The sequence below is a fragment of the Stenotrophomonas maltophilia genome (genome assembly GCF_001274595.1).
Classification (GTDB): Bacteria; Pseudomonadota; Gammaproteobacteria; order Xanthomonadales; family Xanthomonadaceae; genus Stenotrophomonas; species Stenotrophomonas forensis.
This window is the reverse complement of record NZ_CP011010.1, coordinates 1,341,997-1,355,798: the sequence shown is the minus strand read 5'-3', so window position 1 is coordinate 1,355,798 and position 13,802 is coordinate 1,341,997. Positions and strand designations below refer to the sequence as shown.

The following is a 13,802-nucleotide window of genomic DNA, read 5'->3' as shown; positions in this document are numbered from 1 at the left end:
CGTAGGCGGTTCAGGGCACCGGCTGGGCGAGGATCTTCCGCACCGACTGGCCGCGACTGGTCACGATGTCATCGACCTGCCAGCAGCCGTTGCCCTGCCGGACCATCGGTACGCGGGTCAGGCGCGCCTGCTTCCACACGGTGTAGCGCATCTCGACCTCGCCGGCGCTGGCCGAGGCCTGCTGCCAGCGGTAGTCCTCCGCGCTGTCGATGTCACCGTCCTGGCCATCCAGCCAGGGGTCCGAATCGATCGTGCAGATGCCCTGCTCGCGCACCTGGCAGGCACGTTCGCCGCGCAGCGCCTTGCCGAAGGCCGGGCTGACCAGCGCGGGCGGCGGCTCCAGCAGATCCCCCTTGCCCGTCGTCGCCTCGTAGAAGGCGCGCGCCACGGCCACCGGCGCCTGGCAGGCCGGCGCGGCCAGCACGGCGGGGGCCAGCAGCAGTCCGGCGAACACCCACATCCCTGTCTTTCGCATAGGTCTCTCCTTGGGGTAGTGCCGGCCGCTGGCCGGCAACACAGGGTCGCATGGCGCTGCCGGCCAGCGGCCGGCACTACCCGATACCGGGCTTACAACCCGTAGCGCTCGATCACGTCCAGGTGCGGCTGGCGGTCCTGGTCACAGGCTTCAGCCAGGCGCAGCCAGCAGTGCGGATGTGGCCACGTCGCGGTCTGCTGCTGCAGGAAGCGATGCAGCGCCAGCGGCGCATGGTCCTGCGGCTGGGCCACGGTGAACAGCACGCCCGGCAGGGTGCCCTCGTCCGCGTCCGGATCGGTCACGGTGTAGTCCGGGCGGCTGTGCGACCAGACCTGCCAACCCTGTGCTTCGGCGGCTTCAACAAAGGCGTTCCAGGCCTCTTCGCCCGGGTGCGCGCCATCGATCAGCCAGCTGCGGGCAAAGCCGCCGCGCTCCAGCACATGCACCTGTGCGTAGGTCGGGATGAAATGCTCGCGCGCTTCCTCCTCTTCCGGTGCCGGATGCACCAGCGCGGCATCGAACACCACCCAGTCGCCCACCTGCTGGGCGCGGTTGGCCGGTGCGTTTTCGACGATGCGCGCGGTGACCGGGCCGCTGCGGCGCGCGTAGTACTCCATCGGCTCGCCATGCTCTTCGCTGCGGATGATCACCCAGCCCCAGGGCTCCTCGACCACGCCGTCCTGGCTGGACAGCTCCATGCCGATCGCCGCCGCCGAGCGGCGCACCGCGTCCCAGTCGCGCGCCGCACTGGCCGCGCTCATGTGGTCCCAATGCGCGGCGTTGGGTTCTTCCAGCAGCTCCACCAGCTGCGCATAGCAGGCCTGTGCTTCGCTGAAGCGGCCGGTTTCCATGTACATCCGCGCCAGCGTACCGCGTGCACCGTGCGAGCCCGGCGAGGCCGCCAGCAACGCCTGTGCGGCCTGCTCCAGCGCCGGCCAGTCGGACACGCGGCGGGCGCGTTGCACCTCGCACCAGTGCGCGAACACCGGCACGCTGCCGCGATAGACGTCGGCCAGGCGACGCAGGCCATCGTCATCGCCCTGCTCGGTCAGCCAGCGCATCAGGGTGTAGGCCGCCGGGCCGTCTTCCTGCGCGTGCGCCTGCACGAACTGCCACAGCAGCGCGCGCGCCTCGGCCTGCGCACCGCAGGCAGCCAGCGCAGAAGCCGCTGTCTCGGCCAGCGCTTCGTCATCGGGCAGTTGCGCCTGTGCCTGCAGCAGCCATTGCGCCTCGCGTTCGGGGTCACGCGACTGGTTCTGCTCGCCCTGCTCGCTCAGCCACGCCAGCAGGTCGCCCGCGGGAACCGGCAGCGGTGCCACCTCCGGCAACGCCTCGATGCGCGCGGCCAGCCCAGCCACCAGCGCCGCCGCACCGCGGTCCTGGCGCAACTGCGCCAGATGGGTGCGGGCCAGTGCCAGCTGGCGCTGCGCGACCCAGCGCGCACCGCGCTGCAGGGCCAGCTCCACGCTCAGCGCAGCCACTTCGATCAGCAGGCGGTGCGAACCGACCTGGGCGAAGTGCTCGATGATGGTGGAGTAACGCGTGCCCAGATCCCAGCTGTTGCGTGCCGGATCGCGCTGGCACAGCGCGGCGGCGGTGTTCGCCCACAGCCGCCAGTAGGTGGGGGTCAGTTCACTCCAGGGCACCAGCTGCTGCAGCGCCTCTTCATCGCGTCCCAGCTGGGCCAGCGCCCAGGCCTTGGACAGGCGGCGCGGCACCGTGCAGTTGGCCGGCTCGTACTCACCGGACGCGGCCACTTCGGCCTCGCGCTTCTCGATCAGCACCAGCGCCTCCTCGGCGCGCCCCATGCCCAGCAGGATCTTGATCTGCATCTCCGGGAAGCTGTCGAACACTTCCTTGCCACAGGCCTCGATCGCATCGGACTGCACCTGCAGGTAGTCGAGCGCATCCTGGCCGCGACCATCGTCGAGCAGCGCGTCGGCCTTCTCGCAGCTCAGGCACTGGAAGCAGGCCCAGCCGGGATTGATGCGCGCCAGCGTTTCATCGCACACCTCGATGCGCTCGGGCACCCAGCCGGGGCCATCGATGTTGCCGTAGCAGGCGGCCAGGTCCTGGGTCACGCAGATCGACTGCGGGCACTCCAGCGTGTCCTCGCGGTGCGCCCGCTCGAACAGCGCCACCGCTTCGCCCAGCGCGCTCTCGCCCTCGACACGATTGCCGACACGGTTGCGCAGCGCCCAATGGCCGACGTAGACGTCGACCCACGGGTTGTCCAGCGCCTTGCCCAGCGCGCGCGCCTCGGGCAGCAGCGCGTCGACGCGGTCGACACGCAGTTCACTCACCTCGTCGGCGAGGCGGTTCAGCAGGTGCGCGTTCTGCGCCTGGCCGGCCTGGCGCAGGTCGCCCTGCAGTTTTTCGACCCAGTTCCAGATGTCCATGGGATAAGTGCTCCTGTCTAGCGAAGGCTGGATGAGAGGGGGCGGTGCTCAGCGCAGCATCTGCTGCAGGGCACCGGCAATATCGGAGAAGGCGCCGTTGAGATCCGGGCCCGGCGTGCCGGTCGCGCGGGCCAGCGGACGGCCCTGCGCGGCAACGATGATCTTCAGCGAGCGCAGCAGGCGCGCCGCGGCTTCGGCCTGCGGATGGCCCTCGCGCTGGGCGCGCAGCAGCGCCTGTACCGCCGGATTGTCGAGATTGAGATACAGCCGCGACGGCGCGCGCGATTCGATGCGCGCGGTGAACTGCCGCGCCAGGCGCAGCGCCGCCATCGACACACGCTTGTCGTTCTCGTCGTCTTCCAGGCGCTGCTTCAGTTCGGCCTCGCGGTCGGGCACCACCACCACCGGCAGCGCCTCCGGGCTGAAGCGCGCCGGCAGCAGCTGCTCACCGTCGCCCAGCTGCTCACGCAACCATGCCAGCTGTGCTTCGTCGAGGCTGTCGTCGCTGCGGAACAACGCACGATTGCCCTGCTCGGTGCCGAGTTCGACCAGGCGCAGGCCCTTGGCCTGGGCCCAGCGCCGCAGGAACGGCACCACCGCATAGCGATGGCCATGCGCGACCGGCACGCCCATCGCGCGGAACAGCATTTCCTCGAAGCCGCCACCGTTGTCGAGGATCACGTGCACGGCACCGCGTGCCGGCAATGCACTGGCCGGCAGGTCGCCCTGCGAGGTCGGCACGCGCACGTGTTCCAGCAGCAGGTCGAACAGGCGGTCGTCGCACAGCGCCGCGCCCAGCAGCGCCTCGTTGTGGCGGCTCAGTACACGCCGCCACGCTTCCGGCTGCTGTCGCGCAACGTCGGCCAGGCCGTCGATCAATGCCTCCAGCAACGCATGCTGCACGGCACGGTACTGGTCATCGCGCTGCAGGTCTTCGCGGCTGGCGGTGGGCGTGAGACGGGATGATTCGATCACCCCGCCGATGAACCCGGCCCACGGCGGCAGCAGGTCGCGCGCATCATCGTCCAGCAGCATGCCGCGCACGAATACCGACAGGTTGCGGTTGTCGCTGGTGCCATAGGTGGCGCCGTCCTGCACCCACAGCAGGCCGGTGGCATCACTGCGGCCATCGGCACGCAGCGGCACGGTCACGATCGGTTCGAAATCGTGCTCGAAGCGTGCGGCGAACTGCAACGCCTGCCGGCGCGCCTGCACCGGATGCAGCGCGACATCATGCTGGCCGCGCCACGGCGGCGGCTCAGGGTTGAGCGCCTCGGCTGCGGCGCCGATGAAGATCGGCTCGGACAGCAGCGCGCAGTAGCGGCCCAGCACCTCGTGCAGGCGCGCCTCGTTGGCCAGCGGCAGGAAATCCGGATGCAGCTCCAGCTCCACCTCGGTGCCGACCGCACGTGCCGGCACTTCGCTGACGGTGTACTGCTCGGCATTGCTGGACACGTACAGATGGCCCAGCTCGGGCGTCTGGTAGGAAGTGGTGCGCACGCTGACCCGGCGCGCCAGCACGAACGCCGACAGGAAGCCCAGGCCGAACATGCCGATCAAGCCGTCGTCGTCCTCGCCGCCCTGGCGCAGGCCACGGGTGTAACCAACGCCGACGGTGGCGAGGTAGTCATGGATTTCCTGGCGGGTCAGGCCGGCGCCGGTATCGGTGATGCGCAGCACGCCGGCACCGGCATCGACCTGCACCGCGATGCGCGAGGGCACATCGACGCCAGGCTGCTCGATGCGCCGGCGGATGATCGAGTCGTGCGCGTTCTGCACCAGTTCGCGCAGCGCCACCATCGGGGTGGAATACAGGTGCTTGCCCAGCACCGTCATCAGTCCATTGAGATCGACCCCGGCGCGACGGATTTCGGCGTTGGGGGCGGTGAGCGCGGTGTCCTGCATGTAATCGTTTACTCCTGGGCACGGAAAGGCGCCAGAGGACGTCTTCGTCGAGCGGGAAAAACTAGCACAGCAAGCCTGACCGGTACCGTGTCGGCCGCCGCATCCACGTAGAGTCGAGCTTGCTCGACTGCTGTTCTGCCAGCAGTCGGGCAAGCTCGACTCTACGTAACCTGCATCACGCCGCGTCGATGGCCTCGGACAACCGCTCCACCGCGATCACTTCCATGCCCTTCACCGAGCCGCCCTTGGGCGCATTGGCCTTGGGCACGATGGCGCGCTTGAACCCATGGGTGGCGGCCTCGCGCAGGCGGTCTTCGCCATTGGGCACCGGGCGGATCTCGCCGGACAGGCCGACCTCGCCAAAGGCAATCGTCTTCTCCGCCAGCGGCCGGTCCTGCAGCGAGGACAGCACCGCCAGCAGCACCGGCAGGTCGGCGGCGGTTTCCTGTACGCGGATGCCACCGACCACATTGACGAACACGTCCTGGTCGCCAACCAGCACGCCGCCGTGGCGGTGCAGCACCGCCAGCAGCATGGCCAGGCGGTTCTGCTCCAGGCCAACGGCGACACGGCGCGGATTCGACAGCGGCGAGGCATCGACCAGCGCCTGCACCTCCACCAGCAGCGGCCGGGTGCCCTCGCGGGTGACCATCACGCAGCTGCCCGGCTGGTGGGTACTGCCCCCGGACAGGAAGATCGCCGACGGATTGGAGACCTCCTTCAGGCCCTTGTCGCCCATCGCGAACACGCCCAGCTCGTTGACCGCACCGAAGCGGTTCTTGAACGCGCGCAACAGGCGGAAGCGGCTGCCGCTCTCACCCTCGAAGTACAGCACCGCATCGACCATGTGCTCCAGCACGCGCGGGCCGGCGATGCCGCCCTCCTTGGTCACGTGGCCGACCAGGAACACGGCGGTGCCGGTCTCCTTGGCGAAGCGCACCAGCCGTGCCGCGCTCTCGCGCACCTGGCTGACCGAGCCGGGCGCGGCGGTCAGGCTTTCGGTCCACAGGGTCTGCACCGAATCGGCCACGATCAGCCGCGGGCCGGCCCTGGACGCATGCTGCAGGATCGATTCAACCCCGGTCTCGGCCAGCGCATTCACTCCGTCCAGCGGCAGCTCCAGCCGATGCGCACGGCCGGCCACCTGGGCCAGCGACTCCTCGCCGGTGACATACAGCACCGGCAGCTCGGCCGCCATCTTGGCCACCGCCTGCAACAGCAGGGTCGACTTGCCGATGCCCGGATCGCCACCGACCAGCACCACCGCACCTTCGACCAGGCCGCCGCCCAGCACGCGGTCGAACTCGCCGATGCCGGTGGAGACCCGGCGGTGCTCGGTCTGCTCAACATCCTTCAACGCGGTGATCTTCGGCGGATCGATCTTGCCGGCCCAACCGGCCCGGCGCGAGGCCGGCGCCTTGGCCGCCGCCGCGCTCTCCAGCACGATCTCCGACAGCGAGTTCCAGGCATTGCACTCGGTGCACTGGCCCTGCCACTTGCTGTATTCGGCGCCGCATTCATTGCAGACGTAGGCGGTGCGGGCTTTGGCCATCGGATGATTTCCAGCAACGGGAACAGGCGTGGCAGGATAGCCGAGCCGGGTCGCAGGTGCTGCGACCGCTCAAGTCCCGCCCACCCGCGCCGATAGGGGTCGCGGGCGTGCGCCTTGCGGGCGCCCCTCCCTCCTCCCACTGGATTCAACATGACTGGCAGTTACAGTCAGAGCCTGGTTGCCATCTCGCTGCTGGTGGCCATTCTTGCTTCGTACACCGCGCTGGACATGGCCGGCCGCCTGGCCACCGCCGAAGGCCGCGTGGCCCGCTGGTGGCTGGCAGGGGGCGCGGCGGCGATGGGCCTGGGCATCTGGTCGATGCACTTCATCGGCATGCTGGCCTTCGACCTGCCGATTCCAGTCGGCTACGACCTCGGCATCACCCTGTACTCGCTGGCGGTCTCCATTGGTGCCTCGGCCTATGCGCTGTGGCTGGTGTCGCGGCCCAGCCTGCCGTGGCGACGACTGCTGGCTGGCGCGGTACTGATGGGGCTGGGCATCGCCACCATGCACTACCTCGGCATGGCGGCGATGCGCATGCAGCCGGGCATCGATTACCACCCGGGCTGGTTCGCCGCATCGATCGCGGTGGCCATCGGTGCCGCCGGCGCCGCGCTGTGGATCGCCTTCCGCCTGCGTGCCGAGCAGCACAACACCCTGCGCCTGCGCGCACTGGCCTCGCTGGTGATGGGCCTGGCCATCGTCGGCATGCATTACACCGGCATGGCCGCGGCGCGCTTCCCCGAAGGCAGCATCTGCGGCGCGGTCGGCAGCGGCGCCATCGACACCCGCTGGCTGGCGATGCTGGTGATCGTCACCACCGTGGCCACGCTGGGCATCGCGCTGGTCGCCTCGCTGTTCGATCGGCAGATGCGCGTACGCACCGGGCTGCTGGCAGATTCGCTGGCGCGCGCCAACAACAAGCTGATCCAGGCCGCGCTGCACGACCCGCTCACCCAGCTGCCCAACCGCATGCTGCTGCAGGACCGCATCGAGCAGGCCATCGAGAAGGCGCGCCGCCGCGGCCATACGGTGGCGGTGATGTTCTGCGACCTGGACGGCTTCAAGGCGGTCAACGATGCCTACGGCCACCAGCTGGGCGACCGCCTGCTGGTGGCGGTGGCGCAGCGCATCGGCGGCCTGCTGCGGCCGCAGGATACCTTCGCCCGCCTCGGCGGCGACGAGTTCGTGATCGTGCTGGCCATCGACATTCCCGACGATGCGGTGGTGGTGGCCGAGCGCATCATCGCCGCAGCCGGCGAGCCGTTCACGCTGGATGCGGCCGAACTGCAGGTCAGCGCCAGCCTCGGCATCGCGCTGTACCCGGACGATGCCGGCAACGAGCGCGAGCTGATGGCGCATGCCGATGCGGCGATGTACCACACCAAGGAAACCGGCCGGAACGGCTACACCTTCTTCACCCCGTCGATGCAGCTGAGCGCCAACCGCCAGCTGCGCCTGCTGCAGGACCTGCGCAAGGCCATCGCCCGCGACGAACTGATCCTGCATTACCAGCCCAAGTTCCCGGCCGCGGGCGCACCGGCCACCGGCGCCGAGGCGCTGCTGCGCTGGCAACACCCGGAGCTGGGCCTGCTGGCCCCGGATGTGTTCATCCCCATCGCCGAGCGCAGCGGCCTGATCCTGCCGATTGGCGACTGGGTGCTGGACCGTGCGTGTGCGCAGCTGCGTGCGTGGCACGAGGCCGGCCATGCGGAATGGTCGATGGCGGTGAACCTGTCGCCGTTGCAGTTCGCCTCGCCGGCGCTGCTGGACAGCGTGCGCGAGGTGCTGCAGCGGCACCGGATCGAACCGGCACGGCTGACCCTGGAGATCACCGAGACCACGGCGATGAAGGATGTCGATGCCAGCCTGGCGATCCTCAACGACCTCACCGCGATGGGCGTGCACATTGCCATCGACGATTTCGGCACCGGCTATTCCAGCCTGCTGTACCTCAAGCGCATGCCGGCCACCGAACTGAAGATCGACCGCGCCTTCGTGCACGACCTGGAACGCAATGACGAGGATGCCGCCATCGTCTCGTCAATCATCGCGCTGGGCCGCACCCTGCAGCTGCAGGTGGTGGCCGAAGGCGTGGAGACCCAGGCGCAGCGCGAGTACCTGAGCGAGCTGGGCTGCGACCAGCTGCAGGGGTACCACCTGGGCCGGCCGATGGAGGCCGAGGAATTCCTGCGCAAGGTGGCGGGGTAGAGCCGGCCGCTGGCCGGCTTCCCGCGATTGCCGGCCAGCGGCCGGCACTACCGGACAACGGAAAAACAAAAAGGCCGCCCCGGGGCGGCCTTTCTGCGTGGCAACGTCGCGGGGACGTCAGTGCATCATGTGCACGTTCATGTTGTGCATGACCCACAGGGTACCGACCACGATGATGCCGATCACCACCACGGTGAAGGCCGCAGCGTTGACGTTCCAGCGGCTTTCCGAAGAGCGGTCCAGGTGCAGGAAGAACACCAGGTGGACCAGCATCTGCAGTACCGCGGTGATCGCGATCACCACACCGTTGACGGTGCGCGAGAAATCACCCGACATCACCATCCAGAACGGGATGACGGTCAGCACCACCGCCAGCACGAAGCCGATCAGGTACGACTTCACGGTGCCATGGCTTTCGCCGCCGGTGCCGTGGTCGTGTGCATGGTTGTCATGTGCCATTACAGCGCTCCATTGAGGTAGACGACGGAGAACACGCCGATCCAGATCAGGTCCAGGAAGTGCCAGAACAGGCTCAGGCACGCCATGCGGGTCTTGTTGGTCGGGGTCAGGCCGTACTTCTTCAGCTGCACGAACATCACCAGCAGCCACAGCAGGCCGGCGCTGACGTGCAGGCCGTGGGTACCGACCAGGGCGAAGAACGCCGACAGGAAGGCACTGCGGTCCGGACCGTAGCCCTGATGGATCAGGTGCTGGAATTCATAGACTTCCATGCACATGAAGCCGAAGCCCAGCAGCCAGGTGACCGCCAGCCACAGGAACATCTGGCCGACCTGCTTGCGGTGCATGGCGATCATGCCCAGGCCGAAGGTCAGCGACGAGGTCAGCAGCAGCGCGGTTTCCCACGCCACGAACGGCAGCTCGAACAGGTCCTTCGCGCCGGGGCCGCCATCGGTACCGCCGGACAGCACCACGTAGGTGGCAAACAGCGAGGCGAAGATGAGGCAGTCGCTCATCAGGTACACCCAGAAACCGAAGACGGTGTTGCCGCCGGTGTCGTGGTGCTCGTGGTCGTCATGGCCATGGGCCGCCGCATGCGCGGCGTGCCCGTGGCTCAGGGTCGAGGTATTGGTGCTCATGCCTTCAGCTCCGACTTCACCAGGCCCTGGTTTTCCAGGTGCTTGCGGTGTTCGTTCTCGATGCGTTCCACCTCGGCGGCCGGGACCCAGTAGTCCACGTCCTGGTCGAAGGTGCGGTAGATGAACGTGGCGATCATGCCGACGAAGCCGACGATGGCCAGCCACCAGATGTGCCAGATCATCGCGAAGCCGAACACCAGGCTGAAGGCACCGATGACAACGCCCGTGCCGGTGTTGCGCGGCATGTGGATGTCGGTGTACTTGGCCGGCTTCGGCCAGGCTTCACCACGCTGCTTGCGCTCCCAGAAATCGTCCAGCTCGGTGACTTCCGGCAGCGTGCCGAAGTTGTAGAAGGCCGGCGGCGAAGAGGTTTCCCACTCCAGCGTACGGGCATCCCACGGGTCGCCGGTCAGGTCGGCAGTCTTCTTGCGGTCGCGGATCGACACGGCCACCTGGATGATCTGGCACAGGATGCCGGCGCCGACGATGAAGGCACCTGCAGCGGCCACCAGCAGCAGCGGCTCGTAGGCCGGGTTGACGGTGCTCTGCAGGCGACGGGTCATGCCCATGAAGCCCAGCACGTACATCGGCATGAAGGTCACGTAGAAGCCGATGAACCAGCACCAGAACGCGCACTTGCCCCAGAACTCATTGAGGCGGAAGCCGAACATCTTCGGCCACCAGTAGGTGATGCCGGCGAACATTCCGAACACCACGCCGCCGATGATGACGTTGTGGAAGTGGGCGATCAGGAACAGGCTGTTGTGCAGCACGAAGTCGATGGCCGGGATCGCCAGCATCACGCCGGTCATGCCGCCGATGGTGAAGGTGACCATGAAGCCGATGGTCCACAGCACGGGCGTGGTGAACTGCACGCGACCGCGGAACATGGTGAACAGCCAGTTGAAGATCTTCACGCCGGTCGGGATCGAGATGATCATCGTCGTGATGCCGAAGAAGGCATTGACGTTGGCACCCGAGCCCATGGTGAAGAAGTGGTGCAGCCACACGATGAACGACAGCACGCCGATGCAGGCGGTGGCGTAGACCATGCCCTTGTAACCGAACAGCGCCTTGCGCGAGAAGGTCGCGATGACTTCGGAGAACACACCGAACGCCGGCAGGACCAGGATGTACACCTCCGGGTGGCCCCAGATCCAGATCAGGTTGATGTACAGCATGGCGTTGCCGCCACCGTCATTGGTGAAGAAGTGCGTACCCAGGTAACGGTCCAGGGTCAGCAGCACCAGGGTGATGGTCAGCACCGGGAAGGCAGCGACGATCAGCACGTTGGTCACCAGGGCAGTCCAGGTGAACACCGGCATCTGCATCAGCTTCATGCTGGGCGTACGCATCTTCAGGATGGTGATGAAGAAGTTGATACCGCTCAGCGTGGTACCCAGGCCTGCGACCTGTAGACCCCAGATGTAGTAGTCCATGCCGACGCTTGGACTGTATTCGATGCCCGACAACGGCGGGAACGCCAGCCAGCCGGTGGCAGCGAACTCACCGATCCACAGCGACAGCATGATCAGCACCGCGCCGGACACGAACAGCCAGAAGCTGAGCGAGTTGACGAACGGGAACGCGACGTCGCGCGCACCGATCTGCAGCGGCACGGCCAGGTTCATCAGGCCGGTGATCAGCGGCATCGCCACGAAGAAGATCATGATCACGCCGTGGGCGGTGAAGATCTGGTCGTAGTGGTGCGGCGGCAGGTAACCCTCGGACCCGCCGACGGCGAGCGCCTGCTGGGTACGCATCATGATGGCGTCGGAGAAACCGCGCAGCAGCATGACGAAGGCGACGATGAGGTACATCACGCCGATCTTCTTGTGGTCCACCGAGGTGAACCACTCTTTCCACAGATAGCCCCACAGCTTGAACTTGGTGATCAGGGCCATGACGCCCAGGCCACCCAGCACCGCACCGACCAGGGTGGTCAGCACGATCGGATCGTGGGGGATCGACTCAATAGAGAGTTTTCCCAACATGTTCATTCTCCCGAACCCGCGTGGCCGGCATGGCCTGCGTGTTCGTGTTCGTTGGCATCCAGGTTTTCACCCGATTCCTTGGAATCATGCGCGTCACTGGGGGCGTGGCCCTCGTGCGCTTCATGGCTGGCGGCATCGGCAGCGGCGGCACCGGCGTGTTCGTGCTTCATGCCGTAGTGCTTGTTGTCGCCCATGTGCTTGGCGATGACCCAGTTGAACAGGCCTTCTTCGGTCTTGCCGAAGTAGGTGACCGGGTACCACTCGGCGTTGCGTGCTTCACCCAGGGCCTTGAACGAGGCCTTGTCCAAGGTCTGCTCGCCGGCACGGACCTGGTCCAGCCACTGGCGGTATTCGGCATCGGTGACCGAGTAGGCGGTGAAATGCATCTTGGCGAAGCCCGCGCCGCTGTAGTGCGAGGACATGCCCGGGAATTCACCGGTCTCGTTGGCGATCAGATGGAGCTTGGTCTCCATCGCAGCCATCGAGTAGATCATGCTGCCCAGGTGCGGGATGAAGAAGGCATTCATCACCGTGTCGGACGTGATCTTGAAGTTCAGCGGCGTGTTGACCGGGAACTTGATTTCGTTGACGACCGCCACCTTCTCTTCCGGATAGATGAACAGCCACTTCCAGTCCAGCGAGATTGCCTCGATGGTGACCGGCTTGACGTCCGATTCCAGCGGCTTGTACGGGTCAAGCGCGTGCGACGAACGCCAGGTCAGGACCGCCAGCACCAGCACGATCATGCACGGAATGGACCACACCACCACCTCGATCGCCGTCGAGTGGGACCACTTCGGCTCGTAGCGGGCCTTGGTGTTGGAGGCGCGATACTTCCACGCGAAGGTCAGGGTCATGATGATGACCGGGATGACGACCAGCAGCATGAGCACGGTAGCCGTGATCAGCAGGGTCTTCTCATCCTGGCCGATCTGGCCCTTCGGACTGAGGATGGCCACGGCATCGCAGCCGGTGAGCATCACCAGCAACGACAGCAGCAGGCCCGGGCGCAACCAGCGCCCAAGGGTTTTCAACGGAATCATCGGTCGATCCAATTGCGAGGGAATGCCGTTCCCCGTCCTGCCTGTTCCGGCCAAAGCCGGTCCCACCGGTCCGGGGACAGGCAGGGAGGTGGGGTCGAGTCAGCCCTACAATTTTAGGCCGTCACCCACCATTTAAGAAAGGCATTGACAATGATCGAGCGCAGGAAAGGCGCCGATCTGGCTGCGACACGTTGTCGCACCGCGCGCCCGCGGGCTGTCCAGCCGCACGGGCACGCAGCGTAGCATCGGGCCCGGCCACGCCAAAGCCACCGGACCGGCAAAGCCTACTGAACGTGTTCAGCCATGCGCGGAAGGTCAGGACGGCCGTACTTCCCTGCACACCAGTTCAGCCAGTTCGCGGCATGCGAAGAACAGCCCCTCGACGACGCCCTCGTCCAGATGCCGGTCGGGCGTGGCCATGGATTCGCAGCGACTGGCCGCATGCAGCATCTCCACCGCCGTCAGCATGCCCACCGCCGCGCGGTCGATCCTGGCCAGGGACTGGCGGCGGCCGTCTGACAGGTTCTCTTCCGGCCACAGCATGCCATCGGACCCTTCGCCATCGCGGATGCGCTTGAGGCAGCCCTGGAAGGTGCTGAGGTCAAAGGACGGGTTGTCGTCGTCGTTGGTGGGTTCATCGACGGGGAATGGCGGAATCTTGCGAGTGGTCATAACGTCGGCTTCCGTGGCTGTACTTAACAGCGCCCCCGTGCGAAAGCGGGTGGCGGACGGTGCGGGTTGCAAACCGGACATAGCTAAACCGGCGGGTCCGAAGACCCCCACGCACCGCCCGCCATATAGGCCGACGGATTGCCAGCCGGCACCGCTTCAGGACGGTGCCGGCTGGCAAGCGCTTACAGCTATGAACGGGTTTGCACGCCCGGCCACCCTTTTTCGGTGGCGCGCCATGGTGTATACGCCTGCACTTTCGATTCAATGAGAAAAATCCGAAAGGTTCGGATGCATCGAAAGGAGCGGTACGAATTGTTGCATGCGCAGTACATGGCGGGGGCGACACGAGAAGACGCGAGTGCGCTGATGCTTAGGCGGCAACGACATGCGGTGCCGCAAATGGACTGCAGGCCCTTAAGGTCAGTGACGTTTCCCGCTTACCAATAGTTGTATG

Annotated in this window: 10 protein-coding genes; 1 reads left to right on the top strand and 9 read right to left on the bottom strand. The window is 66.7% G+C overall.

Going from position 1 to position 13,802, the window contains the following annotated elements:
* Nucleotides 1-10: 10 nt before the first annotated feature.
* The 4 genes from VN11_RS06255 to radA all read right to left on the bottom strand — a co-directional run bounded on the left by VN11_RS06255 (nucleotide 11) and on the right by radA (nucleotide 6,331).
* Entirely contained in the window at nucleotides 11-475 is a 465-nt protein-coding gene (locus VN11_RS06255) for a DUF3828 domain-containing protein (protein WP_053449134.1), read from the bottom strand.
* 92 nt (nucleotides 476-567) lie between these two features.
* Nucleotides 568-2,874 carry a tetratricopeptide repeat protein gene (locus VN11_RS06250; RefSeq protein ID WP_053449133.1) on the bottom strand — a complete coding sequence of 769 codons (2,307 nt, stop codon included), beginning with the start codon at nucleotides 2,872-2,874 and terminating at the stop codon, nucleotides 568-570.
* Between the two features lie 48 nt (nucleotides 2,875-2,922).
* Nucleotides 2,923-4,779 carry an ATP-binding protein gene (locus VN11_RS06245; RefSeq protein WP_053449132.1) on the bottom strand — a complete coding sequence of 619 codons (1,857 nt, stop codon included), beginning with the start codon at nucleotides 4,777-4,779 and terminating at the stop codon, nucleotides 2,923-2,925.
* Between the two features lie 175 nt (nucleotides 4,780-4,954).
* Entirely contained in the window at nucleotides 4,955-6,331 is a 1,377-nt protein-coding gene (radA, locus tag VN11_RS06240) for a DNA repair protein RadA (protein ID WP_006425111.1), read from the bottom strand.
* 150 nt (nucleotides 6,332-6,481) lie between these two features.
* Between radA and VN11_RS06235 the strand changes: the two genes are divergently transcribed.
* Nucleotides 6,482-8,542, top strand: coding sequence for a putative bifunctional diguanylate cyclase/phosphodiesterase (locus tag VN11_RS06235; protein ID WP_053449131.1), 2,061 nt, complete (start codon nucleotides 6,482-6,484; stop codon nucleotides 8,540-8,542).
* Between the two features lie 117 nt (nucleotides 8,543-8,659).
* On the opposite strand, the gene cyoD is transcribed toward VN11_RS06235, so the two are convergent.
* The 5 genes from cyoD to VN11_RS06210 form a co-directional block, all read right to left on the bottom strand.
* A complete protein-coding gene (cyoD, locus tag VN11_RS06230; RefSeq protein ID WP_005408584.1) occupies nucleotides 8,660-9,001 on the bottom strand; it encodes a cytochrome o ubiquinol oxidase subunit IV in 342 nt (113 codons plus the stop codon).
* Entirely contained in the window at nucleotides 9,001-9,639 is a 639-nt protein-coding gene (gene cyoC / locus VN11_RS06225) for a cytochrome o ubiquinol oxidase subunit III (RefSeq protein ID WP_053449130.1), read from the bottom strand. Before cyoC ends, cyoD begins: the two co-directional genes overlap by 1 nt.
* On the bottom strand, nucleotides 9,636-11,633 hold the full coding sequence (cyoB, locus tag VN11_RS06220) for a cytochrome o ubiquinol oxidase subunit I (RefSeq protein ID WP_040008505.1): 1,998 nt from the start codon (nucleotides 11,631-11,633) through the stop codon (nucleotides 9,636-9,638). The genes cyoC and cyoB overlap by 4 nt, the downstream gene beginning before the upstream one ends.
* 2 nt (nucleotides 11,634-11,635) lie before the next feature.
* Nucleotides 11,636-12,676 (bottom strand): ubiquinol oxidase subunit II, encoded by a 1,041-nt coding sequence (cyoA, locus tag VN11_RS06215; protein WP_008267587.1) that lies wholly within the window; start codon nucleotides 12,674-12,676, stop codon nucleotides 11,636-11,638.
* A gap of 315 nt (nucleotides 12,677-12,991) precedes the next feature.
* Nucleotides 12,992-13,429, bottom strand: a complete 438-nt coding sequence (locus VN11_RS06210) for a hypothetical protein (protein ID WP_428992460.1) — start codon at nucleotides 13,427-13,429, stop codon at nucleotides 12,992-12,994.
* Between the last annotated feature and the right edge of the window lie 373 nt (nucleotides 13,430-13,802).

Bases quoted from the DNA above. Each gene is read 5' to 3' on its own strand.
- cyoC (WP_053449130.1), bottom strand. From the start codon at position 9,639: ATGAGCACCAATACCTCGACCCTGAGCCACGGGCACGCCGCGCATGCG.
- VN11_RS06245 (WP_053449132.1), bottom strand. From the start codon at position 4,779: ATGCAGGACACCGCGCTCACCGCCCCCAACGCCGAAATCCGTCGCGCC.
- VN11_RS06235 (WP_053449131.1), top strand. From the start codon at position 6,482: ATGACTGGCAGTTACAGTCAGAGCCTGGTTGCCATCTCGCTGCTGGTG.
- cyoA (WP_008267587.1), bottom strand. From the start codon at position 12,676: ATGATTCCGTTGAAAACCCTTGGGCGCTGGTTGCGCCCGGGCCTGCTG.
- VN11_RS06210 (WP_428992460.1), bottom strand. From the start codon at position 13,429: ATGTCCGGTTTGCAACCCGCACCGTCCGCCACCCGCTTTCGCACGGGG.
- cyoD (WP_005408584.1), bottom strand. From the start codon at position 9,001: ATGGCACATGACAACCATGCACACGACCACGGCACCGGCGGCGAAAGC.
- VN11_RS06250 (WP_053449133.1), bottom strand. From the start codon at position 2,874: ATGGACATCTGGAACTGGGTCGAAAAACTGCAGGGCGACCTGCGCCAG.
- cyoB (WP_040008505.1), bottom strand. From the start codon at position 11,633: ATGTTGGGAAAACTCTCTATTGAGTCGATCCCCCACGATCCGATCGTG.
- radA (WP_006425111.1), bottom strand. From the start codon at position 6,331: ATGGCCAAAGCCCGCACCGCCTACGTCTGCAATGAATGCGGCGCCGAA.
- VN11_RS06255 (WP_053449134.1), bottom strand. From the start codon at position 475: ATGCGAAAGACAGGGATGTGGGTGTTCGCCGGACTGCTGCTGGCCCCC.